The sequence below is a fragment of the Arthrobacter sp. SAFR-044 genome, assembly GCF_051965175.1.
In the GTDB taxonomy this organism is placed as follows: domain Bacteria; phylum Actinomycetota; class Actinomycetes; order Actinomycetales; family Micrococcaceae; genus Arthrobacter.
Window position 1 is genome coordinate 247,633 of record NZ_JBQCMK010000001.1, and the last position, 26,967, is coordinate 274,599.

Consider the following 26,967-nt stretch of genomic DNA (forward strand, 5'->3'; position numbering starts at 1 on the left):
GGAGCCTGCCGGCACCTCGCGTGCCGGCAGGGCCGGGATGTAATGCTGCGTCAGTGAATGGGCGCTAAAGCCGCCACCCTCGCTAGAGTGAAGCAGTGCGCAATTACACTACTGAAGCCGAGCCCACCGCCCTGGTGGCTCCCTGGCTCGAACCGCTCCTGCCGGAACTGATCGAATTCCGCCGGGACCTGCATGCGCACCCGGAACTGTCCTTCAAGGAGTTCCGCACCACCGACAAGCTTGCCGAGCGGCTCGAAGCCGAAGGGCTGAGCCCCCGCCGCCTTGAAGGTACCGGGCTGACCGTTGATGTGGGCGAAGGCCCCATCGCCACGGCCCTGCGCGGTGACATAGATGCCTTGCCCATCATCGAGGAGACGGGCCTGCCGTTCGCTTCGAAGAACCACGGCGTCACCCACGCCTGCGGCCATGATGTGCACACCACCACCATGCTGGGCATTGCCCTGGTCCTGCACCGGATGCACCAGGAAGCCCCCCTCGGCGCCACCGTCCGGATCATCTTCCAGCCTGCCGAGGAGACCATGCCCGGCGGCGCGCATGCCTGCATCGAACAGGGTGTCCTGGACGGCGTCCCCCGGATCCTGGCGCTGCACTGCGACCCGCGGATCGAAGTGGGCAAGGTGGGCACCCGGATCGGCGCCATCACGTCGGCCTCGGACACCATCCGGATCGAACTGTCCGGGCGTGGCGGCCACACGTCCCGGCCGCACCTCACCGAAGACCTCGTGTTCGCGCTGGCGCAGATCGCCGTCAACGTGCCGGCGGTGCTGTCCCGCCGGGTGGACGTCCGCAGTGGCGTCTCCGTGGTGTGGGGCCAGATCACCGCAGGCTCGGCACCCAACGCCATCCCCGGCACGGGCTACATGGCAGGCACCATGCGCTGCCTGGACCGGGACGCGTGGCATGCCGCCGGTGAACTGCTGGACGAGGTGGTGCACCAGGTGGCCGCGCCCTACGGCGTGGACGTCCACCTTGAGCACACCAGGGGAGTGCCGCCGGTGGTGAACTCCGAACACGAGACAGCCATCATCGAGGCTGCCGCGCGCGCCGAAATCGGCGAGAACGCCGTGGTGCTGACCCCGCAGTCCATGGGCGGGGAGGATTTCGCCTGGTTCCTTGCCGAGCTTCCCGGCGCGATGATGCGCCTGGGCACCAAAACGCCTGGCGGGGAGGACTACGACCTCCACCGCGGCGACTACATCCTGGATGAGCACTCCCTGGGCATGGGCATCAGAGTTCTCACGGCAGCAGCGCTGCGCACTGTCCGGGACCTGGAGCAGGCCCCCCTTTCCTAGCCTCCTGCGTGCCCGGCGTCGCCGGGCGGGAGGTGCGGGTCCGGCGCGGGAAAGCACGACGGCGGTCTAAGCGTAGGCGCCCCGCGCATAGATAAGTTGTGCACAACTAAGTTGTGGACTATGGTAGTTCCATGACCGAAGCACCCCGCCTGGACCGGCAAGTATGTTTCGCCCTCTATTCCGCGTCCAGGGCTGCCACTGCCGTTTACCGGCCCGTCCTGGACGAACTGGGCCTGACCTACCCGCAGTACCTGGTCATGCTGGTGCTGTGGGAAAGCGAGCCCCGGGGCGTCAAGGAGCTCGGCGGGGAACTCGGCCTTGACTCAGGCACCCTGTCGCCCCTCCTCAAGCGACTGGAAGCACTCGGGCTCGTGGAACGCCGGCGGTCCGGCGAGGATGAGCGCCGCGTCGCCATCCACCTGACGCCTGCCGGGCGGAGCCTCAGCGGTCCGGCCAGCGCCATCCCGCAGCGGCTGGCAGACGCCGCAGGGCTTTCCCTGGACGAGCTTGAACAGCTCCGGACCACCTTGGGCAAGCTCACGGCCGCGCTGCATGAATCACTCTGAACTTTGAATCCGGCACCCTCCCAACTACAGGACGGACACTTTTCGTGAAAACTCTCTACACCGCCGAGGTGCTGGCCTCGGGCGAAGGGCGCGACGGCGCTGCACGCAGCAATGACGGCAGGCTGGCCGTGGACCTCGCCAGTCCCGTGGAACTTGGCGGCAGTGGCCAGGGCACCAACCCCGAACAGCTCTTCGCCGCCGGCTATGCCGCCTGCTTCCACTCCGCGCTGCGCCTGGTAGGCCGCAAGGCTGGCGCCGACCTGACGGACTCGGCAGTCGCGGCGAAAATCCACCTGGGGCAGCTGGACGGCGGTGCCGGCTTCGGCCTGGCCGCCGAATTGGAAATCGCGCTCCCCGCCCTGGACCTCGCCACCGCGGAAGACCTCGTGGCCAAGGCGCACCAGGTCTGCCCCTATTCAAACGCCACCCGCGGCAACATCAACGTCGACATCAAGATTCTGGAGTACGCAGCATGAGCACAGCACTTGCAACCACCACCCGTGAAATCCGGCTGGCATCACGTCCTGTAGGGCGCCCTTCCAGCGACAACTTCGAATTGGCCGAGTCGCCGCTGCCCCCGCTCGAAGACGGCCAGATCCTGGTCAAGAACCTCTTCATGTCGGTTGACCCCTACATGCGGGGCAGGATGAACGACGTCAAGTCCTACTCCGCCCCCTTCGCCGTGGGTAAGGCGCTCGACGGCGGCGCGGTGGGTGAGGTCGTCGCGTCCCGTTCGTCGGCACACCAGGAGGGCGACGTCGTCGTGCATTCCCTGGGCTGGCGGGAGTACGCCGTGGTTGACGGCGCTGCCACCACCCCGGCGCGCACGGACCTTGCGCCGGCGTCCGCTTTCCTTGGCGCCCTGGGCATGACAGGGCTAACGGCGTACGCCGGCCTGCTGAAGGTTGCTGAGTTCAAGCCCGGGGACGCCGTATTCGTTTCCGGCGCCGCCGGTGCGGTGGGCTCCTTGGTGGGACAGATCGCCAAGGCCATGGGCGCCTCCCGCGTCATTGGCTCAGCCGGCTCGCCCGCCAAGGTGGCCCGGCTGCTGGAGCTCGGCTTCGATGCCGCCTTCGACTACCACGACGGTCCCGTTGTGGAGCAGTTGGCAAAAGCCGCTGGCCCCGCCGGCATCGACGTCTACTTCGACAACGTGGGCGGCGAGCACCTGGAGGCCGCCCTGGCGGTCCTCAACGTGGGCGGACGGGTGGCGATGTGCGGCGCGATCGCACAATACAACTCCACCGAGCCCACACCTGCACCCCACAACCTGATGCAGGCGATCGGCAAGCAGTTGACACTCCGCGGCTTCCTGGTGGGCGGCCAGCGGCAGCACGCGGCGGAGTTCGCAGAAAAGATGGCGGCCTGGCTGGCGGACGGGACCGTGCGCTACGACGAGACGATCGTGGACGGTCTGGAGAACGCCCCGCAGGCCTTCATGGACCTCCTGGACGGGGCCAACACCGGCAAGATGCTGGTCCGGCTGTAGCCGCAGCAAGCACGCACAAGCAGTAGGGGCACCGCAATCCGCGGTGCCCCTACTGCTTGGTAACAACTTGTAAACAATCTCCCGGATGGGCTCCTGACGTGCTAGGGGGACGTGGCGCAAGCCACTAAAGTGAGTGCCATCAGTGCGCTCCGGCGCAGTGCTGCGTGCCTTCAGTGAAAACAGAATTTCAGCGCCGAAACGGACACTCATTGAATTCCAGCCCGTAGCGCCACTCGCATCATCCCCTGGAGGAAAATTGAAGAAATCACTGCGTGCCAGCTTCAAGCGCGGTTCAATGGCCGGTGTGGCCACCCTCGGTGCGTCCGCGCTTGTGCTCACCGGATGCGGTGCAGCCCCCGAAGCCGGAAGCACCGCATCCGCCGGTGCCAGCGACTACACGGGCTGCATCGTTTCGGACTCCGGTGGATTCGATGACCAGTCCTTCAACCAGTCCTCCTACGAGGGCCTGAAGAAGACCGAGAAGGACCTTGGCATCAAGGTCAACCAGGTCGAATCCAAGACCAACAACGACTTCGAACCCAACCTTCGCGCAATGGTCACCGCCGGCTGCAACCTCACCATCACCGTGGGCTTCCTGCTCAAAGACGCCACGAAGGCGCAGGCTACCGCCAACCCGGACAAGCACTTCGCCATCATCGACGCCGGCTACGACCAGCCCATCAGCAACGTCAAGCCCATCATCTACGACACCGCGCAGGCGGCATTCCTTGCCGGCTACCTCGCCGCGGGAACCACCAAGACCGGAACCGTTGCCACGTTCGGCGGCATCAAGATCCCCACCGTGACCATCTTCATGGACGGCTACGCCGACGGCGTGAAGTACTACAACCAGCAGAAGGGCAAGAACGTCAAGCTGCTCGGCTGGAACAAGGACGCCCAGGACGGCAGCTTCACCGGCGACTTCGAGAAGCAGGACGTTGGAAAGCAGCTGACCAAGAACTTCCTGGACCAGGGCGCGGACATCGTTATGCCCGTGGCCGGCCCGGTGGGCAAGGGTGCGGGTGCCGCGCTCAACGAAGCGAAGGACGCCGGCAAGGACGTCAAGCTCATTTGGGTTGACTCCGACGGCTACCTCACCGCCCCGGACTACAAGGGCATCATGCTCTCGTCCGTCATGAAACAGATGGGCGAGGCCGTGGAGACCGTGGTCTCCGAGGACAAGGACGGCAAGTTCAACAGCACCCCGTACGTGGGCACCCTTGCCAACGACGGCGTGCAGCTTGCACCCTTCCACGACCTCGATTCCCAGGTCCCCGCGGAACTGAAGTCCGACCTCGAAAAGATCAAGAAGGACATCGTCGACGGCAAGCTGAAGGTCGAGTCCGCAGCAAGCCCCAAGGCCTGATCCACCACAGGAAGCGCCACCGCCGGTCCGTCACCCACTGGCCCGGCCGGTGGCGCTTTTTGCTGGCCGGACGTTTACCGCGCGCGGCCGGCTCCTCCCGGTACTGCAGCCACTAGGCTGGTGCTGCAGCCATATATCCCGTCCGGTCTGATCACCGGACGCTTCGAGATTGGTCAGAGTTTTGAAACTTGAGCTTCGAGGGATCACTAAACGCTTTGGCACGCTGGTGGCCAACGACCACATCGACGTGGTGGTTGAGCCGGGCCAGATCCACTGCCTCCTTGGAGAAAACGGGGCGGGCAAATCCACCCTGATGAACGTGCTCTACGGGCTGTATGAGCCCACCGAAGGCGACATCCTCATCGACGGCAAGCCCGTCACCTTCCGGGGGCCGGGCGACGCCATGGCTGCGGGAATCGGCATGGTGCACCAGCACTTCATGCTGGTGCCCGTCTTCACGGTGGCAGAGAACGTCGCGTTGGGTGCCGAGCCCACCAAGGCTGCGGGTTTCCTGAACCTGGACCAGACCCGCCGGCGCATCAAGGAGATTTCGGACCAGTACGGTTTCGACGTGGACCCGGACGCCTTGGTGGAGGACCTGCCGGTAGGTGTGCAGCAGCGGGTGGAGATCATCAAGGCGCTGGTCCGTAACGCGAAAGTCCTGATCCTGGACGAACCCACGGCCGTCCTCACGCCGCAGGAAACCGATGAACTCCTGGACATCATGCGCGAGCTCAAGTCGCGCGGCACTTCGATCGTCTTCATCTCGCACAAGCTGCGGGAGGTCAAGGAAGTCTCGGACACCATCACCGTGATCCGGCGGGGCAAGGTAGTGGGCACCGCCGATCCGGCCGCGTCCAGCACCGAGCTTGCCTCAATGATGGTTGGCCGGGCCGTCAGCCTGAACCTGGACAAAGCCCCGGCCCAGCCCAAGGAAACCACCTTCGAAGTCCACGACCTCACCGTCATTGCCCCCAACGGCCAGCACGTGGTGGACCACCTCAGCTTCCAGATCAGGCGCGGAGAGATCCTGGCCATCGCCGGCGTCCAGGGCAACGGGCAGACCGAACTCACCGAAGCCATCCTGGGCCTGCAGGAGCGGGTCACCGGTTCCATCGTCCTGGACGGCAAGGAACTGCTGGGCCGGTCCGTCAAGCAAGTGCTGGAGGCCGGCGTCGGGTTCGTGCCCGAAGACCGCAAGGTGGACGGGCTGGTGGGCACCTTCTCCGTGGCCGAAAACCTGGTCCTCGACCTGTACGACAAGCCGCCCTTCGCCAAGGGGATCAGCATGAGCCCGGCGAAGGTCATGGAGAACGCGAAGGCCCGCATCGGAGAATTCGATGTCCGCACCCCTTCCGCTGCAGCAGCCGCCGGAACCCTGTCCGGCGGCAACCAGCAAAAACTGGTCATGGCCCGCGAACTTTCCCGGCCGCTGCGCCTCTTCATCGCATCCCAGCCCACGCGCGGCGTGGACGTCGGTTCCATCGAGTTCCTGCACCGGCGGATCGTCGCCGAGCGTGACCAGGGCACTCCGGTGATGATCATTTCCACCGAGCTCGACGAAGTCATGGAACTGGCCGACCGCATCGCCGTGCTCTATAAGGGCAAACTGGTGGGCACGGTTCCCGCCGGAACCAGCAGGGACGTCCTGGGCCTCATGATGGCAGGCATCCCGCCGGAGGAACACGCACCGGCAGAACACGCACACACCCCGCAGGCCGGCGCTCCGGCCCCTGTCTCCAACGCCGAGGGAGCCGAGCATGCCTGAACAACATTCCCCTGAACACGCCCCCGACGAACAACCCGCGACTTCGCCGCGCGCCCAGGGCGGGCAGAACGGCGCGGACGCCGCAGCCGGGGAGCAAACCGCGGCCGTGGCCGTTGACACCGCCGGCGGCGCCATGCAGCCCTCGGCGGTCCCAGCCACGGCACAGAGTGGACAGTTGCCCGGCGGCTCCGAGACTGTACTGCGCCGGATCTTCACCGGGAGCGGCATGGTGTCAGTGCTGGCGGTGCTGCTGGCGCTGATTCTCGGCGGACTGCTCATCGCGAGCACGGACAAGCAGGTGGCCACCACCGTCGGCTATTTCTTCGCCCGTCCCACTGACATGCTGACGGCGGTATGGAATGCCGCCACCCGCTCCTACATCGCGCTGTTCCAGGGCTCGGTGTTCAACCCCCGCGGCAACGGGACCGCGGCACAGTTTGCCCCCTTCATGGAAACCCTCACCGTCGCCACCCCGCTCATCACGGCAGGCCTGGGCGTGGCGCTGGCATTCCGGGCCGGGCTCTTCAACATCGGCGCGCAGGGGCAGATCATCGTGGCAGGCATCCTGGCCGCGTGGGTGGGCTTCGCGCTGCACCTGCCGGTTGGACTGCACCTGCTGCTGGTGCTTGCAGCCGGCATCATCGGCGGCGCCCTCTGGGGTGGCCTCGCCGGCCTGCTCAAAGCCCGCACCGGAGCCCACGAGGTCATCCTGACCATCATGTTCAACTACATCGCGCTGTACTTCCTGCGTTACCTGCTTAACACGCCGGCATTCCAGCGGCCGGGGGAGTCGAATCCCATCTCGCCCATCCTGGATCCCAGCGCCGTCTATCCGCAGATCCTGGGCAGCCAGTACCGGCTGCACCTCGGGTTCATCCTCGCCATCGGCGCCACGGTCCTGGTGTGGTGGCTGCTCAACCGGTCCACAGTGGGCTTCGAGTTCCGGGCTGTGGGCGCCAACCCCCAGGCAGCGCAGACCGCCGGCATCAATGTCTCCCGTTCCACCATCCTGGTCATGGCCATCGCCGGCGGTCTTGCCGGCATGTCCGGCGTAGCGCAGGTTGCCGGTACCGAGAAGGTGCTCACCGACGGCGTCGCCGCCACGTACGGCTTTGATGCCATCACGGTGGCGCTGCTGGGACGTTCGACGCCGTGGGGCACCTTCGCTGCCGGCCTGCTGTTCGGCGCCTTCCGCGCCGGGGCGGTCCAGATGCAGATCCAGACCGGCACCCCCATCGACATCGTCCTGGTGGTGCAGTCCCTCATTGTCCTTTTCATCGCCGCACCCCCGCTGGTCCGCGCAATCTTTGGCCTGAACCCGCGGCGCAGGAAGCCCGCGCGTACAGCAAAGTCCGGGCAGGCAGCCACTACCGGAGGTGCCGCATGAGCACAACAGTTTCATCGTCCAGGCCCGGCAGCCCGCAGCCCGGGGGCTCCAAGGCGGCCGCCCCCGCCGCGGCGCTTTCGGCCAAACCGGTCAGCTGGAAGACCCCCATCCTGCTGACCGTCTTCGCCCTGGTCTCGCTGGTGTTCTTCGGCTTCCTGGCACCCAGCCAGACAGCCAGTTTCGGGATCTCCACCGGGGGCGACTTCTTTCAGCTCCCGGCAGTGGAAATCAATGCCTTTGCGGGCGGCATCGTGCTGTCGGTGCTGCTCGTTGCGCTCGCCGCCTACGCCGTCTTCCTCAGGACAAAGAGCCAGCCCGCGCCCGGCTGGCTGCCGGTCACCTTCATCGTGATCTTCGTGGCGGCCTTCCTCATTTGGGTGGTGGGAGGGGCCCGCACGCCCGCCATTTCGCTGGCCGGCCTCATCGCCGGATCGGTGACCCTCGCCGTTCCGCTCGTGTTCGGTTCGCTGTCCGGGGTCCTGTGCGAGCGGGTGGGCGTGGTCAACATCGCAATCGAGGGGCAGCTCCTGGGCGGGGCGTTCACCGCAGCCATCGTTGCCAGCATGACCAGGAACGCCTTCATCGGACTGCTGGCGGCAGCCATCGCCGGCGCTGTGGTGTCCATGGTCCTGGCCTTGTTCAGCATCAAGTACCTGGTCAACCAAATCATCGTCGGCGTCGTCCTGAACGTGCTGGTCTCCGGCGTGACGGGCTTCCTGTTCAGTACCGTCATGCAGGCCAACAAAGCGCAGTTCAACTCGCCGCCGGGCCTGGACGTCATTGACATCCCCGTCCTTTCCGCCATCCCGATCATCGGGCCCATCCTGTTCCGGCAGTCCCTGGTGGGCTACCTCATGTACGTGGCCGTTGCGGTGGTCTGGGTCGGCCTGTTCAAGACCCGTTGGGGCCTGCGCGTCCGCGCGGTGGGGGAGCACCCGCAGGCGGCGGACACGCTGGGCATCAGCGTCAACGCCACCCGTTTCTGGAACGTCACCCTTGGCGGTGCCGTTGCCGGCATTGGCGGCTCCTTCTTCACCCTGGTGGCCATCGACAGCTTCACCAAGGAAATCTCCGGCGGGCGTGGCTTCATCGCCCTGGCGGCGCTCATCTTTGGCCGCTGGAAACCGGTGGGGGCCTTCTTCGCGGCCCTCCTGTTCGGGTTCGCGGACAACCTGCAGAGCATCGTGACCATCATCGGCACGCCTGTTCCCAGCCAGTTCATGGCCATGCTGCCCTATCTGGTGACCGTCCTCGCCGTCGCAGGCCTGGTGGGCAAGTCCCGGGGGCCTGCCGCCAGCGGCATCCCCTACGTCAAGGGATGACGGCCATGGACAAGGTAGAGGCGGGCAAAGCCCAGGGAGTGGACTGGGCAGCCCTGGAGGCCGCTGCTGCCGCCGCCATGAAGAATGCCTACGCCCCGTACTCCAGGTTCCCGGTGGGCGCCGCGGCCCTTACGGAGGATGGCCGGATCGTCAGCGGCTGCAACGTGGAGAACGCCAGTTACGGGTTGACCCTCTGCGCGGAGTGCGTCCTGGTGGGGGAACTGCAGATGACCGGCGGCGGCCTGCTCCGGGCCTTCTACTGCGTGGATGGGGAGGGCACCGTGCTCATGCCCTGCGGCCGGTGCCGGCAGTTGCTGTACGAATTCAGGGCCCCCGGCATGCAGCTCATGACCAGCCAGGGCATCAAAACCATGGACCAGGTGCTGCCTGACGCCTTTGGTCCCGAACACTTGGAGGAGAACCGGTGACAGAGACCCACGCCGTGGACAGCAAAGCCGAAGCGTTCGACGCCGTTGACATCATCCGCACCAAGAGAGACAAGGGGACGCTAAGCCCCGAACAGATCGACTGGACCATCGACGCGTACACGCGGGGGGCCATCGCGGACGAACAAATGGCAGCCCTGAACATGGCCATCCTGCTCAACGGCATGGACCGCGCAGAAATAGCCCGCTGGACGGCCGCCATGATCGCCTCCGGCGAGCGGATGGATTTCTCCAGCCTGCGGCGCCCTGACGGCGGCCTGAAGTACACCACCGACAAGCACTCCACCGGCGGGGTGGGGGACAAGATCACCCTGCCGCTGGCCCCGCTGGTGGCGGTGTTCGGCGTCGCCGTCCCGCAGCTGTCCGGCCGCGGACTGGGGCACACCGGCGGCACGCTGGACAAGCTGGAGTCCATTCCGGGATGGCGCGCCAACCTGGCCAACGACGAGATCCTGGCCCAGCTCCAGGACGTGGGCGCGGTGATCTGCGCCGCCGGCGCCGGCCTGGCGCCGGCGGACAAGAAGCTCTATGCGCTGCGCGACGTCACTGGAACGGTTGAGGCCATACCGCTGATTGCATCCTCCATCATGAGCAAGAAGATCGCCGAGGGCACCGGATCGCTGGTCCTGGACGTCAAGGTGGGCAGCGGTGCCTTCATGAAGGATGAAGCCAAAGCACGCGAGCTGGCCGAGACCATGGTGGCGCTCGGCAAGGACGCCGGGGTCAACACCGTTGCACTGCTGACCAACATGAACACCCCGCTGGGCCTCACGGCCGGCAACGCGATCGAAGTCGAGGAATCGGTGGAGGTGCTGGCAGGCGGCGGACCGGACGACGTGGTGGAACTGACCGTCCGGCTCGCCGAAGAGTTGCTCGCCTGTGCAGGGGTGCGCGACGCCAACCCCGCCGCCGCCCTCAAGGACGGCCGGGCCATGGACGTCTGGAACCGGATGATCACCGCCCAGGGCGGCGACCCCGGCGCCGCCCTGCCGGTCGCCAGGGAATCCGACGTCGTCTATGCCCCTGCCGACGGGGTGCTGGTGGAACTGGATGCGCTCGCCGTCGGAGTGGCTGCCTGGCGGCTGGGTGCCGGCCGCGCCCGCAAGGAGGACACGGTCCAGGCGGGTGCGGGAGTGCGCATGCACGCCAAGCCCGGGGCCACCGTGCGCGCCGGGGAGCCCCTGATGACACTGCTCACCGACACCCCGGAGCGGTTCGCCCGCGCCCGCGAAGCCCTGGAACACGCCGTCCTCATCGCACCGGAAGGGTCGCGGCCCGCCCAGCAGCTCATCATCGACCGCATAGCATAGGGACCCATGCAGGCCATCAACGACTTCATCCTCGCAGCAGCCGGCCAGCCGTGGGTGCTGGTCCTGGTGCTGGCCTGTTGTGTCATCGACGGCTTCTTTCCGCCAGTCCCCAGCGAATCCGTGGTGGTGGGCCTCGCCGCCGTGGCCGCCACCGCGGATGTTCCCAACCCGACGCTCCTGGTGCTCGTGGCTGCAGCGGGTGCCTTCCTCGGGGACAACATCGCCTACCTGCTGGGCCGCCGGGTGGGCACCAGGCGCTGGGCCTGGATGCGCGGCCCGCGGATGCAAAGCGCGTTCCGCTGGGCGGGCCGGGAACTGCACAAGCGGCCGGCGTCCCTGATCCTGGTGGCCCGCTTCGTCCCGATCGGCCGCGTGGCGGTCAACCTGACCGCCGGGGTCACGCACTACCCGCACCTGCGGTTCGTGGGCCTGACCGTCCTTTCGGCAAGCCTGTGGGCCGGATACTCAGTGGCGATCGGGCTGTTCTTCGGCCAGTGGTTTGAGGACAACCACCTTCTGGGCGCGGCGATTGCCATTGTGTGCGCCGTTGCGCTGGGCATCCTGGTGGACCTGGTGATCAATAAATTCCGGGGCAAACCCAACGTGGTGGAACGTATCCGGGAACCAGGAGCCTGACCAGCGCGTTTAAGGGGTAATTCCGGGCATTGGGGCGTAGCGGACAGGGCCCGGAGCGTGGGACACTTAGGAACGATTTCCGCTTTGGCTGCGGCACTTTGGCTGTGTCATTTTTCTACAGGAGCAACACCGCGTGGAGTTTATTAATGAGGCCGTGCTCCATGCAGCGGGCCAGTGGTGGATTTACCCGGTGCTGCTGGTGTTCTTCTTCGTGGACGGCTTCGCCATGGTGGTCCCCAGCGAGACCCTCATCGTGGCGCTCGCAGCCTTCTCGAGGCACAGCGGCGAACCCAATCTCTGGATCCTCGGTGTCACGGCGCTGGTCGGCGCCATTGCCGGTGACAACATGGCCTACATGCTGGGCCGCAAGATCGGCCTGGAACGCTGGGGATGGATGCGGCGCCCCAAGGTCCGGAAAGTCTTCGCCTGGGCCCGCTACGAGCTGGAAAAACGCGGCGCGGTACTGATCTTCACCGCCCGCTACATCCCCTGGGGTCGCGTGGCCGTCAATTACGTGGCCGGCAGTACGGGCTTCTCGCACCGCAGGTTCTTCGTCTTCGACTCGTTTGCCTGTGTCACCTGGGTGGGATACTCGCTTGGCATCGGCGTGCTGGCCAGTTCGTTCCCGTGGATGCACCACAACCCGCTGCTGAGCGCGGGCATCGCCGTCGTCTTCGCCATCGTCCTGGGCGTGGTCATCGACCACCTGCTCCGCTGGTGGCACAAACGGCTGGGCCGGCACGACGCACCGGAAACGGATGACTGGAGCGAAGAGTCCTCCGGCTCGGGGCAGGACGGCAGGCCCGGCACGCAGGCCCTCGTCGTGCCCTCGGCAGAGGCAGGTCCCGCGGCCAAGTAGCTGCCGGCTTTGAACGGCTGGCATTGAACTGCGGCCCACCCTAAGGTGGGAACGTGACTGAGCCCATTGTTGACGCTGCCCCTGCCATCGATTTTGACCTGAAGAGCCTGCCCAAGGTTTCCCTTCACGACCACCTGGACGGAGGACTCCGTCCAGCCACCATCATCGAGCTGGCGCAGGCCGTTGGCCACACGCTCCCCTCAACGGACCCTGTGGCCCTGGGGCAGTGGTTCCGCGAATCAGCCGACTCCGGATCCCTGGTCCGATACCTGGAGACCTTTGACCACACCGTGGCGGTCATGCAGACCTACGAGGGCCTGTTCCGCGTGGCCAAGGAATTCGTTGAGGACCTCGCTGACGACGGCGTGGTGTACGGCGAAGTGCGGTGGGCGCCCGAGCAGCACCTCCAGAAGGGGCTGAGCCTTGACGAGGCCGTGGAGGCGGTCCAGGAAGGCCTGGAGGCCGGCGTCGAGGCCGTCTCCGAAAGCGGGCACGAGATCCAGGTGGGCCAGCTGATCACGGCCATGCGCCATGCCGACCGGGGCCAGGAGATCGCCGAACTGGCGGTGCGCCACCGCAACAAGGGTGCCGTGGGCTTTGACATCGCCGGCGCGGAAGACGGTTTCCTGCCCAGCCGCTTCAAGGACGCCTTCACCTACCTCGCCCAGCACAATTTCCCCGCCACCGTGCATGCCGGTGAAGCAGCCGGGCTGGAGAGCATCCAGTCCGCCCTGGTGGACGGCCGCGCCCTCCGCCTGGGACACGGCGTACGCATCGCCGAGGACATCATGGTGGAATTCGACGACGACGAGGAAGCCGGAGACACCGTCGGCCTGGTCACCCTGGGCGACCTCTCCAGCTGGGTCCGCGACCGCGGCATCGCCCTGGAAATCTGCCCTTCCTCCAACCTGCAGACGGGCGCGATCGCGGAATTCGGTGACGGCATTGAAAGCCACCCCCTGGACATGCTCTACCAGCTGGGCTTCAACGTCACCATCAACACGGACAACCGCCTCATGAGCGGTGTCACCCTGACCGACGAGTTCAACCTGCTGGTGGAAACCTTCGACTACGACCTCGACGACCTGCTGGAACTGACCCTCAACGCCGCCGAGGCATCCTTCCTGCCCCTGGAGGAAAAGGAAGCGCTGGTGGAGTACATCAACGACGCCTACGCCAACCTTGGCTGACCAGCGTCCCGTCTCCGGCAGCCTCGCCACGGCGGATCTGCTGGACCAGATCGCCCAGCTGCGCATGCATTGCCCCTGGATGGGCGCGCTGACCCACGAGTCGCTGGTGGAATACCTCCTGGAGGAGGCCTACGAAGTGGCCGAGACCATCGAGGAGGGTCACTCCGATGCCGAACTGCAGGGCGAACTGGGTGACGTGCTGCTCCAGGTGGTCCTGCACGCCCGGCTGGCAGAGGAGCGCGGTGCGTTCACGTTCGACGACGTGGCGCGCGGCCTGGGTGCCAAAATGGTGCGCCGGAACCCGCACGTCTTCAAGCCAGACGGCTCCCTGCAGGACAGCTTCCCCGCCACCGTGGACGAGATCGAACAGAAGTGGGATGCCGTCAAGCGGGCCGAAAAGCCGGAACGGCAGGACCCCTTCGAAGGTATCCCGCAGGCACTCCCGGCGCTGGCCCGGGCGCAGAAGTCGCTGGACCGTGCGGCACGGGCGGCCCTCGGGCTCCCCGCGGGAACTTCCGTGCCTGAAAGCGAGGAGGAGCTCGGAGACCTGCTGCTCGCCGTCGTGCGGTCCGCCCGGGACAGCGGCATGGACGCCGAGCGCGCGCTGCGGGCCGCTGTCCGCCGGTACCACGGCAACGACAGCGACCCAGCGCCATCATGACGGCCGGACCTTGGCCGGTTTGAGTAACCCGGAGCACTCTCGACTACGCTGGTCCGTGACGAGTACGTCGAGTTTTTTGCCTGATTCCCCCCGTTAATCGCCCATAAGGAGCAAATTCATGGCGCTTATCGATGCCATCCACGCCCGCGAGATCCTCGATTCCCGCGGCAACCCCACTGTTGAAGTTGAAGTCCTGCTGTCGGACGGCCAGATCGGCCGCGCGGCGGTTCCCTCCGGTGCCTCCACCGGTGAGCACGAGGCCGTCGAACTGCGTGACGGCGACAAGGGCCGCTACCTGGGCAAGGGCGTGCAGAAGGCCGTCGACGCCGTGATCGACCAGATCGCCCCCGCCCTGACCGGCTTCGACGCGACCGACCAGCGCAGTATCGACCAGGCCATGCTGGACCTGGACGGCACGCCCAACAAGGGCAAGCTGGGCGCCAACGCCATCCTGGGCGTTTCCCTGGCCGTGGCCAACGCAGCCGCAGCCTCCGCTGACCTGCCGCTCTACAAGTACCTGGGCGGCCCCAACGCCCACGTCCTGCCCGTGCCGCTGATGAACATCCTCAACGGTGGCTCCCACGCCGACTCCGACGTCGACATCCAGGAATTCATGATCGCCCCCATCGGCGCCGAGACCTTCTCCGAGGGCCTGCGCTGGGGCGTTGAGGTCTACCACAACCTCAAGTCCGTCCTACAGCAGAAGGGCCTGTCCACCGGCCTCGGCGACGAAGGCGGCTTCGCGCCGAACCTGCCGTCCAACCGCGCAGCCCTGGACCTCATCACCGAGGCCATCAAGAACGCCGGCTACACCCCGGGCAAGGACATCGCCCTCGCCCTGGACGTTGCCTCCTCCGAGTTCTACAAGGACGGCGCCTACCAGTTCGAAGGCAAGTCCCTGTCCGCCAGCGACATGAGCGCCTACTACGGCGAACTCGTTGCCGACTACCCGCTGGTTTCCATCGAAGACCCGCTGGACGAGAACGACTGGGACGGCTGGAAGACCCTCACCGACGCCATCGGCGACAAGGTCCAGCTGGTTGGTGACGACCTCTTCGTCACCAACCCGTCCATCCTGCAGCGCGGCATCGACACCCGGACCGCCAACTCCCTGCTGGTCAAGGTCAACCAGATCGGTTCGCTGACCGAGACCCTGGACGCCGTCAGCCTGGCCCAGCGTGCCGGCTACACCACCATCACCTCGCACCGCTCCGGCGAAACCGAGGACACCACCATCGCCGACATCGCTGTGGCCACCAACGCCGGCCAGATCAAGACCGGTGCCCCGGCCCGCTCCGAGCGCGTAGCCAAGTACAACCAGCTGCTGCGCATCGAAGAGGAACTGGACGACGCCGCACGCTACGCCGGACGCAGCGCGTTCCCGCGTTTCAAGGGCTAGTAACCGCCTAAACCCATCCGCGGTGGCTATGGTTGAAAGACCATAGCCACCGCTGTTGTTTCCAGCAGTGTCTGTCCAGCAGTGTCTGTCCAGCAGTGAACGTCCAGCACAGATAGTGGCGGCCCCGGCAGGCTGCGTTTCAGGAGTGTCATGGCTACCCGCCGCCCCAAAGTTCCCAAGGTCGCCCCCGCCCGTCCAGCCAAGGCAACGGACGACGACGGATCCTCCAGCGGTGCCGAGGTGATCCGTGCGGATTTCCGGCCGGCAAGGGGCACGGCTCCGGCAGCGCCGGCAGCTTCAAAGGACAACCACGGGCGCGGAACTCCGGCCCGGCGCGGCGGAAAAGCGGGGGAGGCCAACGCGCCCAAGCCGTCCGCCGGGCGCAAAGGCAGCAGCCCGGTTGACGGCACGGATGCCCGCAGCCCTGAAGAGGAGCAGCATCCTGTCCCCGCCAAGGCGTTCTCCGGCCGCATGCTCGCACTGGCCGTGGTAATGGTCGCCATCACCATCATGCTGGCGCCCACGGTGAAGATCTTTTTCGACAAGAAGGCCGAAATCGACGCCCTGAACGCTGATATCGCCGCACGCCAGGCCGAAGGTGACGCCCTCCGCCAGCAGGTTTCGCGCTGGCAGGATCCCAACTACGTCAAGCAGCAGGCCCGCGACCGCATTAACATGGTTATGCCGGGCGAAACCGGCTACTGGGTTTTTGGCAGCGATGAGCCGGCCGGAGAAAGCAGTAGCCCCGCCGGCGCAGTAGCACAAGACCCCGCCGATCTGCCGTGGGTGGATTCCCTGTGGGAGTCCATCAGGCGCGCGGCCACAGACTGAACCGCACAGGAAGGACGGCCCGCGACAGTGGAACACAACACGGCAGCCGCCCGGGACGAATCCCGCCAACCAACAGCACACGACCTTGAAGTACTGAGCCGGCAGCTGGGCCGTCCCGTCCGCGACGTCGTGGAGATTCCGGCCCGCTGCATCTGCGGCAACCCGCTGGTAGCCGCCACCGCGCCCCGGCTCAGCAACGGCACCCCGTTCCCCACCACCTTCTACCTGACGCACCCGGTGATCACGTCCGCGGTTTCCAGGCTTGAAGCGGCAGGGGTCATGAACAGCATGAACGAACAGCTGGCCGGAGACGCCGGGCTTGCCGCTGCCTACCGGGCGGCCCACGAGGAGTACCTGGCCGCCCGCGACGCCATTGGCCAGCGCTCCGGAATCGGCCCGGTGCCTGAAATCGATGGTGTCTCGGCCGGGGGGATGCCCACGCGCGTCAAATGCCTGCACGTCCTGGTGGGCCACTCCCTGGCTGCGGGCAGCGGCATCAACCCCTTGGGGGACCAGGCGCTGGATATGATCAGCGAATGGTGGACCGCCGATACATGCCACTGCGACGGCGCCTGGGACACCACCGGCGAGGCACCCTCCCGGGACCTGAGCCGCCACGGGCCCCAAGGGCTGCCGGATATCGTGGGCCGCCCCGCCCCGGTCCGGAAATCCGCAGGAACCACAGGAGCGGCGGAATGACCCGCGTCGCCGCCATCGACTGCGGCACCAACTCCATCCGGCTCCTCATCGCTGACATTGACCGCAGCAACGGCAGCACAAAGCTCACCGACGTCCACCGCGAAATGCGGGTGGTCCGGCTGGGCCAGGGCGTGGACGCCACCGGCGAACTTGCCCCCGAAGCGCTGGAGCGCACGCTTGGCGCAACAGCCGACTATGCCCGCCTGATCAAGGTGCACGGTGCTGGGCGGATCCGGTTTGTGGCCACCTCCGCAAGCCGCGACGCGCGCAACCGCAACGTCTTCGTGGACGGCGTCAGGGAGCTGCTGGGAGTGGAACCGGAGGTCATCTCCGGGGACGAGGAGGCGGCCTTGTCCTTTGCCGGGGCCAGCAGCGTCCTGCCTGTCCTCGACGGCCAGCAGGTGCTCGTGGTGGACCTCGGCGGGGGAAGCACGGAGTTCGTCCTGGGCACCGCGGCCGGCGTCATTGCCGCCAAGTCCGTGGACATCGGCTGCGTCCGGCTGACGGAACGCCACCTGCGCAACGATCCACCCACCGCGGAACAGATTGCCGCCGCGGAAGCCGACGTGGACGCAGCCATGGCCCGCGCCGGGCGCGACGTGCCCCTGGAACGCGCCACCGCCGTCGTCGGTGTTGCCGGGTCCGTCACCACCATCACCGCGCACGCGCTCCGCCTGCCGGAATATTCCCCCACCGCAATCCATGGGGCCGCGCTTCCCATCGCGGACATCCGCGGCGCCGCCACCGACCTCCTGGGCATGACCCGCGCCCGCCGCGCGGCGCTGCCGTACATGCACCCCGGCCGCGTGGACGTCATCGGCGCCGGGGGACTGGTGTGGCGGCGCATCCTGGAACGGATGGGGGAGTTGACCGGCGGGAGGATCACCGCGGCCACCGCAAGCGAGCACGACATCCTTGACGGCATCGCGCTGAGTATCGGGTAGGCCCCATGCACACCACATCAGCTCCAACCCGGTTGGTATCACGTGCTGCGGCCGCCGCCGTCGCCGTCCTGCTGGCCGCGTGCTGCCTCTGCGCCGGCCTGTTCTCGGCCCCCGCCGCACGCGCCGACGAGTGGCGCGACAAGGAATACTGGCTGGCAGACTCCGGCATTACCAAGGCGTGGGAGGTGTCAAAGGGCGCCGGCGTGAAGGTGGCCATCATCGACAGCGGCATCGATGCCCAGCACCCGGACCTCAAAGGCGCAGTCGTCGGCGGTTACGACGCCTCCGGCTCGGGCCAGCCGGACGGCCAGAAAAGCGTGGGCTCCAAGCCTGAACACGGCACCCTGGTAGCCACCATGCTGGCCGGCCGCGGTCACCAGCCCGCCAGCGCGAGTCCCAGCCCCAGCCCCGGGCCGGTTGTTCCGCCTGACGGCATCATGGGCGTGGCGCCCGAAGCGCAGCTCCTCTCTGTCTCGACATGGCTGGGTTCCGCCAACCCTTCGGGCAAGAGCGACCAGGACCAGATTCCCGAAGCGGTCCGCTGGGCGGTGGACAACGGCGCCAAGGTCATCAACATCTCGCTCGGCAGCACCACGCCGCAGTGGCCGCAAAGCTGGGACGCCGCCTTCCTCTACGCCGAGCAGAAGGACGTGGTCATCGTCGCCGCCGCCGGAAACCGGGTGGGGGGCAATACCCAGGTAGGCGCCCCCGCCACCATCCCCGGCGTACTCACCGTTGCCGGGCTGGACCGCAAGAATGACGCCAGCGTGGACGCTTCCTCCCAGGGCATCAGCATCGGAGTGGCTGCCCCCGCCGAGAACCTCCTGGGCGGCCTCCCTGGCGGTAGCTACGCCGAATGGGCCGGAACATCCGGGTCCACCCCCATCGTCTCCGGCGTTGCCGCGCTGATCCGGTCCAAGTGGCCGGACATGAGCGCCGAGCAGGTGATCAACCGGATTGTCTCTACGGCAAAGGACGCCGGAACCCCGGGCAAGGATCCGCTGTACGGCTACGGCATCCTCAATGCCGAGGCGGCGCTCAAGGCAGACGTCCCGGAGGTCTCGGTCAACCCGCTGGGCACCATCGCCGAGTGGATCCGCGTGCACAGGCGTGGCAACGCCGCGCCGGCCACCCCGGTGCCCACCGCAACGCACGCGCCCAGTGCGGCACCCACGCTGCCCGAAGCCACCGTTCCCGCGGCCAAGGCGCCGTCCCAGCGCGACAGTGCCATCGGCGCCGCCGTCGTGATCGGTTTTGCCGCCCTGTTCGTGGCAATCATTGCCGCGGCTGCCGTCCAGCTCCGAAGGGCTGCGCGCAACCCTTCCCCCGCTTTGGAAGAACCTGATACGGGAGTCATGGAAAGCCTCAAAACACGCCCGGATTCCCAGGTTACGAAGGGGTCCGGGGGCTAGTGAAGATTTTCACAAACTCCTGTATCCTTGAGGAATGGCAACCACCCCACAGCTCCAGGACCGTCCCAGGGTACTCGTCGTCGGCGGCGGGTACGTCGGCCTGTACGTAGCACTGAAACTGCAGAAGAAGATCGCGAACGCCGGTGGCATTGTTACCGTCGTTGATCCCCTGCCCTACATGACTTACCAGCCCTTCCTTCCCGAGGTGGCCGGCGGCAACATCGAAGCCCGCCACGCCGTGGTCTCGCACCGGCAGCACCTCAAGCAGACGGAACTCATCCAGGGCCGCGTCACGTCGATCGACCACGTCAACCGGACGGCCGTGGTGGCTCCGGCCGACGGCGGCGGGAACTTCGAGGTTCCTTACTTCGACGTCGTGCTCGCAGCCGGCGCCATCACCCGCACCTTCCCCATCAAGGGCCTTGCGGACAAGGGCATCGGCCTGAAGACCATCGAGGAAGCCGTTGCGCTGCGCAACAAGCTGCTGGAGCGCATCGAGGTTGCCTCCACCATGACCGACCCCGCCGCCCGCGCCCGGGCCCTCACCTTCGTGGTGGTCGGCGGCGGCTTCGCCGGCATCGAATGCATTACCGAGATGGAAGACCTCGCCCGCGCAGCCGTGCGCAACAACCCGCGCATCAAGCAGGAGGAAGTCCGCTTCGTCCTGGTCGAAGCCATGGGCCGCATCATGCCCGAGGTCACCGCCAAGCAGGCTGACTGGGTAGTCGAGCACCTGCGCAGCCGCGGCATCGAAGTCCTCCTGAACACCTCGCTGGACAGCGCAGAAGGCACCCTGAAGCTGATCAACCTGCCGGACAAGACCCCCGCCCAGGAATTCGAAGCAGACACCCTCGTGTGGACGGCCGGTGTGCAGGCGAACCCGATGGTCCGCTCCACCGACTTCCCGCTCGAGCCCCGCGGCCGCGTCCGCGTCCTGCCGGACCTGCGGATCGCCGGCGACGAAGGCATCGTCGAGAACGCCTGGGCTGCCGGCGACATCGCCGCTGTTCCGGACCTCACCGGCAAGGGCCTCCCGGACGGCACCTGCGTGCCCAACGCCCAGCACGCCCTGCGCCAGGCCAAGCGCCTTGCGAAGAACCTGTGGGCTTCCCGCTGGGACAAGCCGCTGGCTGACTACAAGCACAAGAACCTTGGTGCCGTGGCCGGCTTCGGCGAATGGAAGGGCGTTGCCAACATCAACCTCCTGGGCCGCATCGGCCTCAAGGGCGGACTCGCCTGGTTGGCCCACCGCGGCTACCACGGCATGGCCATGCCCACTTTTGAGCGCAAGTTCCGCGTCATCCTGAACTGGATCATCGGCTTCTTCGCCGGACGCGACACCACGCAGCTGACGGACCTGGACAACCCCCGCGGTGCCTTTGTTTCGGCAGCCACCCCGGCGCCGAAGCCTGCCGCTGCACCCGCAGCGGTGCCTGCCGCCGGCTCCAGCGTTGCCGGCGCCGCCGCTCCCAAGGAAACGGTAGCGGCCAACGCCAAGTAGCGCGTCTGTTCCACCTCGCTTCACAGCGTCCGACGGCGGCTGTCCCCTTTGCGGGGCGGCCGCCGTCGGCGTTTCCAGCCAATGCGTCCTGGGCAGGTACCATTGACCCGGCGCCCCAGTAGCCCAATTGGCAGAGGCAGCGGACTTAAAATCCGCGTGTTGTGGGTTCGAGTCCCACCTGGGGTACAACTGTCCCCTCCGGCGCCCGCCAACGCGCGGCCACCAGGAAGCCGCCTGCGATGCAGGCGGCTTCCTGCGTTTAATTCCGCATAGGCAACGACTGTTATAAGGCTGTGACCTCAGTCACTTAGTTTCGCTGCTGTCTATGCACTAGCTTGAAGCTAAATCAGGAATACCTGGTCCCATTCCGGGCGCCGAAGCGCCCATTGATCCGCACGCGCATCGCATGGCCCTGTTTCGGAAGGCAGACAAATGTACCGAAAGAAAGTCCTCACCTCGTTGGCAGCGGCAGCTACCTTCAGCATGCTGCTGTCGGCCTGTGCCAACCAGGCGGGCCCCGGCACCACGGAAAGCTCGGGTTCGTCCAACAAGGTGAACATTCCCGCCATTTCGAAAGTGGACGTCCCCTCAGGAGCCGTAAAGCCCGCCGGTGACGGCAAGGCGACCTGCCCTTCGACCACCACGCTGGCCTACGCAGGCGCACAGACTGGCCCCAACGCCCAGCTCGGCGTCAACATCTTCAACGGCATCCAGCTCGCCATCGACCAGCACAACAAGGCCAATCCCGGCTGCCAGGTCCAGTTCAAGAAGTTCGATACCGAAGGCGATCCCAATAAGGCCACCGGCCCCGTCACCCAGCTGGTGAGCGAGCCGGACATTCTGGGTGTCGTCGGGCTCCCGTTCTCCGGCGAATCCAAGGCGACGGGCAACATCTTCGAGCAGAAGGGCCTGGTCCACATCACCCCGTCGGCCACCAACCCCACCCTGACAGAGAACGGCTGGACCACCTTCTTCCGGGGCCTCGGCAATGACGCCGTCCAGGGTCCGGCAGCCGCCAAGTTCCTCACGGGCAAGCTCGGCGCCAAGAAGGTCTACCTGGTCCAGGACGACTCCGACTACGGCATTGGCCTGGGCACCTCCACCTCCGCAGGACTGGGCAGTGCACTGGCCGGGACGGAAAAGGTAACCACGGGCCAGAAGGACTTCTCGGCAGTCATTTCCAAGATCATGAACGCCAAGGCTGACGCTGTGTTCTACGCAGGCTATTACGCCGAGGGCGCCCCCTTTGACCAGCAGCTGGTTGGCAAGGGCTTCACCGGAACGTTCGTGGCCCCGGATGGCGTCAAGGACGACCAGTTCATCAAGCAGGCAGGCGATGCCTCGAACAACGCCTACTTCACCTGCCCCTGCATCCCTGGTGAACTGATCTCGGACTTCGCGTCGGCGTACAAGGACATCGCCAAGGGTGCAGAACCCGGAACGTACTCGATCGAAGGTTACGACGCCGCCACCGTCCTCCTCTCCGGCATCGACGCAGGCAAGCAAAGCCGTGCGGACCTGCTGGCCTGGGTCAAGGCCTACGACAAGGACGGCCTGAGCAAGCACTACAAGTGGGACGCCAAGGGCGAGCTCCAGGCCCCGACCGTTTACGGCTACAAGGTGGAAAACGGGAAGATTGTCCCCGTCGGCCCCATCGGGGAGTAGCAGCCCGCGCGAAATCGGCTGTGGGGGCCAGCAGTTGCGGCCCCCACAGCCTTTTCTTCGTTCGGCAGCAGCCCATGACCACTTCAGGTCAATAGACACAAGTCCCACGGCCGGGCCCACAAGGCCGCGTGCAACTGGATCAGGATGTTCCCATGCTTCCCTCTCTTGTCCCACTACTCCCGATGGAAAACGACTGGATCACCTTCGACATACCGTCCCTGGCCCAGAACTTCTGGAGTGCCACCTTTGACGGCCTCACATTCGGGGCCATCTATGCACTCGTAGCGCTGGGGTACACCCTGGTCTACGGCGTGCTGAACCTGATCAACTTCGCCCACTCGGAAGTGTTCATCGTTGGCTGCTATGCAGTCTTCTTTACCCTCAGCAGCCTCGGATTTGGTCCTTCCGTTCCCCGGCTGGACATCTGGGCCATCATCCTCAACCTGCTGCTGGCGCTGGTCCTGGCCATGGTTGCCTCCGCGGTGACAGCCTTCCTGCTGGAACGCATCGCCTATAAGCCGCTCCGCCAGCGGAACGCCCCGCGCCTGGTCTTCCTGATCACCGCCATCGGTGCTTCCTTCACCATCCAGTACCTGATCTACCTCTGGCGCGGTCCCAGTCCCGAACTGGCCCTGACCATGTTCCGGCCCACGCCCATCTTCGATGTCTTCGGCACCATCGTCGACTCCCAGCAGCTGGTGATCATCATCGCCGCGGTGATCATGATGGTGGGCATCGACAGGTTCATCAGCAAATCGCGGACCGGCCGCGGCATCCGTGCGGTTGCCCAGGACCCCGATACCGCCACGTTGATGGGCGTCAACAAAGAGCGCATCATTATTACCACCTTCATCATCGGAGGCCTGCTCGCAGGAGCCGCCGCCTTGTTCTACGTCATGAAAATCCCGTCCGGTGTCCAGTACAGCGGTGGTTTCGTCCTGGGCATCAAGGCGTTCGCTGCCGCGGTGCTCGGCGGCATCGGCAACGTCCGTGGAGCACTGCTGGGCGGACTGCTCCTTGGCCTGATCGGCAACTACGGCCAGATCCTGCTGGGCAACTCGCAGTGGACCGACGTCGTGGCGTTCGTGGTGCTGGTGCTCGTGCTGCTGCTGCGGCCCGAAGGCATCCTGGGCACCTCCCTTGGAAGGAGCAAAGCATGAGTATGACGGACGGCCCCACGCCGCTGCCGACAGCCGCGGCCGAGCAGGCGGCAGAGGACCGCGAAGCATCATCGAAGGCAGCGGGCAAGAGCGACCTCCGCCAACGCGGGAAGCGCAAGTCCGGGTACTTCTCCGACCGCTGGCATGCCTTGTCCCGCCAACAGCAGTGGGCATTCCTGGTGGTCGTCGTGGTACTTGCCTACCTGCTTCCGCTGCTCAACCCGCCCATCATCACCACTGAGCCCGGCAACAACTTCGCACTGGCCTGCTTCGACATGGCCCGGTTCGCGCTGATCGCCGTCGGCCTCAACGTTGTGGTGGGGTATGCCGGCCTGCTGGACCTGGGATATGTCGCCTTCTTCGCAGTCGGTTCCTACTGCGCGGCCATGCTGACCAGTCCCGACTCGCCCTTCCTGCACATCCCGTACCTGTGGACCATTCCGGTGGCCATGGCAGTCACCATGTTCTTCGGCGTGGTGCTGGGTGTGCCCACACTGCGCCTGAGGGGCGACTATCTTGCCATCGTGACGCTCGGGTTCGGCGAAATCGTCCGCATCCTGGCGACCATCATTCCGGCCATGAAGGGCCAGGTGGGCTTCCAGAACGTCGGCCACCCGCCAGGTACCGAGGCGGACGGAACACCTATCTTCTCCAACTCGAACGGCGTGCCCTGGTACTGGCTGACGCTGACCATCATCATCATCGTCACCCTCCTGGTGGGCAACCTGGAACGCAGCCGGGTTGGCCGCGCCTGGATCGCCATCCGCGAGGACGAGGACGCCGCCGAAATCATGGGCGTTCCCACCTTCAAATACAAGGTGTGGGCATTCGCCATCGGCGCTGCGATCGGTGGCCTGTCCGGCGCCCTGTTCGCCGGGCAGGTGGGGTTCGTCAACAACCAGAAGTTCGACGTCACCACGTCCATCCTGTTCCTCGCCGCAGTTGTGCTGGGCGGGGCCGGTAACAAAGTGGGCGCAATCCTGGGTGGAGCCCTGGTCAGCTACATCCCGCTCAGGTTCACGGCCATCGCCGAATACAAATACCTGATCTTCGGGATCGCGCTGGTGCTGATCATGATCTTCCGTTCCCAGGGACTGCTGCCCGCGCGGCAGCGGCTGCTGGCCTACGGCAGGACGGCACTGAACAAGGTCACCAGCCGCGATGGCACGGAGCCGAAAGACACGGACAATCCAGCGGCGGGTCCTGACTCCCGCGTTCCCGGACAGAGAGGAGCGGAGGCATGAGCTCCGAGGAAAGGCACACGGGCTCCAGCAGTGTGGAGGAGCAGGCGGCCCAGGACAACACGGTCCAGGACGGCTCGGCGGCCCCCATCGCACCTGAGCTGGATATGGATGCCCTCGCCGAGGCCGGGGTGGACCAGGAACTGGCCGAGAAGGTTGCACCGGACCGCGATATCGCGGTCAAGGTTGGGGACAACATTGTCGAAGTGCAGAACCTGACCATCAAGTTCGGTGGCCTCGTGGCACTGGACAACATCAGCTTCAACATCAAGCGTGGCGAAATCCTGGGGCTCATCGGACCCAACGGCGCAGGCAAGACCACCTGCTTCAACGCGATGACCGGCGTCTACAAGCCCACCAGCGGGAAAGTCGTGCTGGAGGGCCAAGTCCTGAACGGCATCAAGCAGCACAAAATCACCCGGCTGGGACTGTCCCGCACGTTCCAGAACATCCGGTTGTTCGGCGAGATGACCGCCCTTGAAAACGTGGTGGTCGGTTTGGACGCCCGGCACCGCACCAGCGTAGGCGGAGCGCTGCTTCGCCTGCCCACCCACATCAGGGAGGAAAAATCCGCCATCGAGCGTGGCATGGCCCTGCTGGACTTCGTGGGCATCGGCAGCCATGCACATGTCCTGTCCCGGCAACTGCCTTACGGCTACCAGCGCCGGCTTGAGATTGCCCGGGCCCTGGCCACTGATCCAAAGGTGCTCTGCCTGGACGAGCCCGCGGCCGGGTTCAATCCCGCCGAAAAAGAGGAACTGATGGCCCTCATCCGCACCATCAGGGACGAGGGCTACACCGTCCTGCTCATCGAGCACGACATGAAACTCGTCATGGGCGTGACAGACCGGATCGTCGTGCTGGAATTCGGGAAAAAGATCGCGGACGGACTGCCGCGTGAGATCCGCGAAGACCCGCGTGTTATTGCTGCTTACCTAGGGGAGCCTGAAGATGACGTTGCTTGAACTTAAGGGAGTGTCCGTCCACTACGGCCGAATCCAGGCCCTGCGGGACATCTCCTTTACCGTCAACGAAGGCGAAGTGGTGGCGCTGATCGGTGCCAACGGCGCCGGCAAGACCACCACCATGCGGACCATCTCCGGCCTGCTGAACTGCACCGAAGGCAGGATCACCTTCGCGGGCCAGGACATCACCAAGATGAAGGCCCACATCCGGGTGGTCCACGGAATCTCCCAGGCCCCGGAAGGGCGCGGCATCTTTCCGGGCATGACCGTCATGGAAAACCTCGACATGGGAACGTTCGGGCGCAAGGACAGAAGCAGCGTACCCAAGGACCTGGACCGCGTGTTTGACTTGTTTCCGCGGTTGAAGGAGCGGGAAAAGCAGTACGGCGGGACCATGTCGGGCGGCGAGCAGCAGATGCTGGCCATCGGCCGGGCCCTGATGTCAAACCCGAAACTCCTGCTGCTCGATGAGCCGTCCATGGGACTCGCACCGCAGTTCATCCGCCAGATCTTCAAGATCATCAAGGAAATCAACAACCAGGGCACCACGGTCCTGGTCGTGGAGCAGAACGCCAACCAGGCCCTGGCCGGAGCGCACCGCGCCTTCGTGCTGGAGACGGGGGAGATCACCCACAGCGGCACCGGCAAACAGTTGCTGGAGGATCCCTCCATCAAGGAGGCGTACCTGGGCGTGGGGTAGTCCGCCTCATGGGGCCCGATGCCGAACCGGCGGTAACGGTCACGGTTCGGTTGCAACCGGGCCCCATGGGAACTTTCGCGGCCGCCCCCACGTGGGAATTGGTAGCGTAACCAAAAGCTCATCACCCACACCCCACA

Annotated in this window: 25 protein-coding genes and 1 tRNA gene; all 26 read left to right on the top strand. The window is 66.0% G+C overall.

The annotated features are described in order from the left end of the window. Positions 1-95 precede the first annotated feature (95 nt). Complete coding sequence (locus ACTHQS_RS01085) at positions 96-1,313, top strand: amidohydrolase (protein ID WP_440165307.1); 1,218 nt, start codon at positions 96-98, stop codon at positions 1,311-1,313. A 131-nt stretch (positions 1,314-1,444) separates the two neighbouring features. Next, positions 1,445-1,879 (top strand): MarR family winged helix-turn-helix transcriptional regulator, encoded by a 435-nt coding sequence (locus ACTHQS_RS01090; RefSeq protein ID WP_440165309.1) that lies wholly within the window; start codon positions 1,445-1,447, stop codon positions 1,877-1,879. A 44-nt stretch (positions 1,880-1,923) separates the two neighbouring features. Then, positions 1,924-2,355, top strand: coding sequence for an organic hydroperoxide resistance protein (locus ACTHQS_RS01095; RefSeq protein WP_440165310.1), 432 nt, complete (start codon positions 1,924-1,926; stop codon positions 2,353-2,355). Then, complete coding sequence (locus tag ACTHQS_RS01100) at positions 2,352-3,368, top strand: NADP-dependent oxidoreductase (protein ID WP_440165312.1); 1,017 nt, start codon at positions 2,352-2,354, stop codon at positions 3,366-3,368. Before ACTHQS_RS01095 ends, ACTHQS_RS01100 begins: the two co-directional genes overlap by 4 nt. A 256-nt stretch (positions 3,369-3,624) precedes the next feature. Next, positions 3,625-4,734 carry a BMP family lipoprotein gene (locus ACTHQS_RS01105; protein WP_440165314.1) on the top strand — a complete coding sequence of 370 codons (1,110 nt, stop codon included), beginning with the start codon at positions 3,625-3,627 and terminating at the stop codon, positions 4,732-4,734. Between the two features lie 181 nt (positions 4,735-4,915). Then, positions 4,916-6,502 (top strand): ABC transporter ATP-binding protein, encoded by a 1,587-nt coding sequence (locus tag ACTHQS_RS01110; RefSeq protein WP_440165316.1) that lies wholly within the window; start codon positions 4,916-4,918, stop codon positions 6,500-6,502. Beyond that, the gene (locus ACTHQS_RS01115) at positions 6,495-7,889 is read left to right on the top strand and encodes an ABC transporter permease (protein ID WP_440165318.1); all 1,395 of its coding nucleotides are present in this window, start codon (positions 6,495-6,497) and stop codon (positions 7,887-7,889) included. The genes ACTHQS_RS01110 and ACTHQS_RS01115 overlap by 8 nt, the downstream gene beginning before the upstream one ends. Continuing rightward, a complete protein-coding gene (locus tag ACTHQS_RS01120; protein ID WP_440165320.1) occupies positions 7,886-9,211 on the top strand; it encodes an ABC transporter permease in 1,326 nt (441 codons plus the stop codon). The genes ACTHQS_RS01115 and ACTHQS_RS01120 overlap by 4 nt, the downstream gene beginning before the upstream one ends. Positions 9,212-9,216: 5 nt before the next feature. Continuing rightward, positions 9,217-9,639, top strand: coding sequence for a cytidine deaminase (locus ACTHQS_RS01125; protein WP_440165322.1), 423 nt, complete (start codon positions 9,217-9,219; stop codon positions 9,637-9,639). Next, the gene (locus ACTHQS_RS01130) at positions 9,636-10,967 is read left to right on the top strand and encodes a thymidine phosphorylase (RefSeq protein WP_440165324.1); all 1,332 of its coding nucleotides are present in this window, start codon (positions 9,636-9,638) and stop codon (positions 10,965-10,967) included. Before ACTHQS_RS01125 ends, ACTHQS_RS01130 begins: the two co-directional genes overlap by 4 nt. Positions 10,968-10,973: 6 nt before the next feature. Beyond that, positions 10,974-11,603: a DedA family protein gene (locus ACTHQS_RS01135; RefSeq protein ID WP_440165326.1), complete on the top strand. Its 630-nt coding sequence runs from the start codon at positions 10,974-10,976 to the stop codon at positions 11,601-11,603. A gap of 133 nt (positions 11,604-11,736) precedes the next feature. Continuing rightward, positions 11,737-12,462 (top strand): DedA family protein, encoded by a 726-nt coding sequence (locus ACTHQS_RS01140; protein ID WP_440165328.1) that lies wholly within the window; start codon positions 11,737-11,739, stop codon positions 12,460-12,462. A gap of 53 nt (positions 12,463-12,515) precedes the next feature. After that, positions 12,516-13,652, top strand: a complete 1,137-nt coding sequence (locus ACTHQS_RS01145) for an adenosine deaminase (RefSeq protein WP_440165330.1) — start codon at positions 12,516-12,518, stop codon at positions 13,650-13,652. 79 nt (positions 13,653-13,731) lie between these two features. Continuing rightward, positions 13,732-14,313, top strand: a complete 582-nt coding sequence (locus ACTHQS_RS01150) for a MazG nucleotide pyrophosphohydrolase domain-containing protein (protein ID WP_440165833.1) — start codon at positions 13,732-13,734, stop codon at positions 14,311-14,313. 118 nt (positions 14,314-14,431) lie between these two features. Continuing rightward, on the top strand, positions 14,432-15,712 hold the full coding sequence (eno, locus tag ACTHQS_RS01155; RefSeq protein WP_110542781.1) for a phosphopyruvate hydratase: 1,281 nt from the start codon (positions 14,432-14,434) through the stop codon (positions 15,710-15,712). A gap of 150 nt (positions 15,713-15,862) precedes the next feature. Further along, positions 15,863-16,543: an FtsB family cell division protein gene (locus ACTHQS_RS01160; RefSeq protein WP_440165332.1), complete on the top strand. Its 681-nt coding sequence runs from the start codon at positions 15,863-15,865 to the stop codon at positions 16,541-16,543. 27 nt (positions 16,544-16,570) lie between these two features. Beyond that, positions 16,571-17,242, top strand: coding sequence for a DUF501 domain-containing protein (locus tag ACTHQS_RS01165; protein ID WP_440165334.1), 672 nt, complete (start codon positions 16,571-16,573; stop codon positions 17,240-17,242). Then, positions 17,239-18,186 carry a Ppx/GppA phosphatase family protein gene (locus ACTHQS_RS01170; protein ID WP_440165336.1) on the top strand — a complete coding sequence of 316 codons (948 nt, stop codon included), beginning with the start codon at positions 17,239-17,241 and terminating at the stop codon, positions 18,184-18,186. The genes ACTHQS_RS01165 and ACTHQS_RS01170 overlap by 4 nt, the downstream gene beginning before the upstream one ends. Positions 18,187-18,191: 5 nt before the next feature. Then, positions 18,192-19,598, top strand: coding sequence for a S8 family serine peptidase (locus ACTHQS_RS01175; protein WP_440165338.1), 1,407 nt, complete (start codon positions 18,192-18,194; stop codon positions 19,596-19,598). Positions 19,599-19,632: 34 nt separating this feature from the next. Then, positions 19,633-21,099, top strand: a complete 1,467-nt coding sequence (locus tag ACTHQS_RS01180; RefSeq protein WP_440165339.1) for an NAD(P)/FAD-dependent oxidoreductase — start codon at positions 19,633-19,635, stop codon at positions 21,097-21,099. Between the two features lie 112 nt (positions 21,100-21,211). Next, positions 21,212-21,285 (top strand) — tRNA-Leu (locus ACTHQS_RS01185). A 246-nt stretch (positions 21,286-21,531) separates the two neighbouring features. After that, on the top strand, positions 21,532-22,764 hold the full coding sequence (locus tag ACTHQS_RS01190) for a branched-chain amino acid ABC transporter substrate-binding protein (protein WP_440165341.1): 1,233 nt from the start codon (positions 21,532-21,534) through the stop codon (positions 22,762-22,764). 152 nt (positions 22,765-22,916) lie between these two features. Then, positions 22,917-23,924 carry a branched-chain amino acid ABC transporter permease gene (locus tag ACTHQS_RS01195; RefSeq protein ID WP_440165342.1) on the top strand — a complete coding sequence of 336 codons (1,008 nt, stop codon included), beginning with the start codon at positions 22,917-22,919 and terminating at the stop codon, positions 23,922-23,924. After that, on the top strand, positions 23,921-25,168 hold the full coding sequence (locus tag ACTHQS_RS01200) for a branched-chain amino acid ABC transporter permease (protein WP_440165344.1): 1,248 nt from the start codon (positions 23,921-23,923) through the stop codon (positions 25,166-25,168). Before ACTHQS_RS01195 ends, ACTHQS_RS01200 begins: the two co-directional genes overlap by 4 nt. Beyond that, a complete protein-coding gene (locus ACTHQS_RS01205) occupies positions 25,165-26,130 on the top strand; it encodes an ABC transporter ATP-binding protein (RefSeq protein ID WP_440165346.1) in 966 nt (321 codons plus the stop codon). Before ACTHQS_RS01200 ends, ACTHQS_RS01205 begins: the two co-directional genes overlap by 4 nt. Further along, positions 26,117-26,830: an ABC transporter ATP-binding protein gene (locus ACTHQS_RS01210; RefSeq protein WP_440165347.1), complete on the top strand. Its 714-nt coding sequence runs from the start codon at positions 26,117-26,119 to the stop codon at positions 26,828-26,830. Before ACTHQS_RS01205 ends, ACTHQS_RS01210 begins: the two co-directional genes overlap by 14 nt. Positions 26,831-26,967 lie beyond the last annotated feature (137 nt).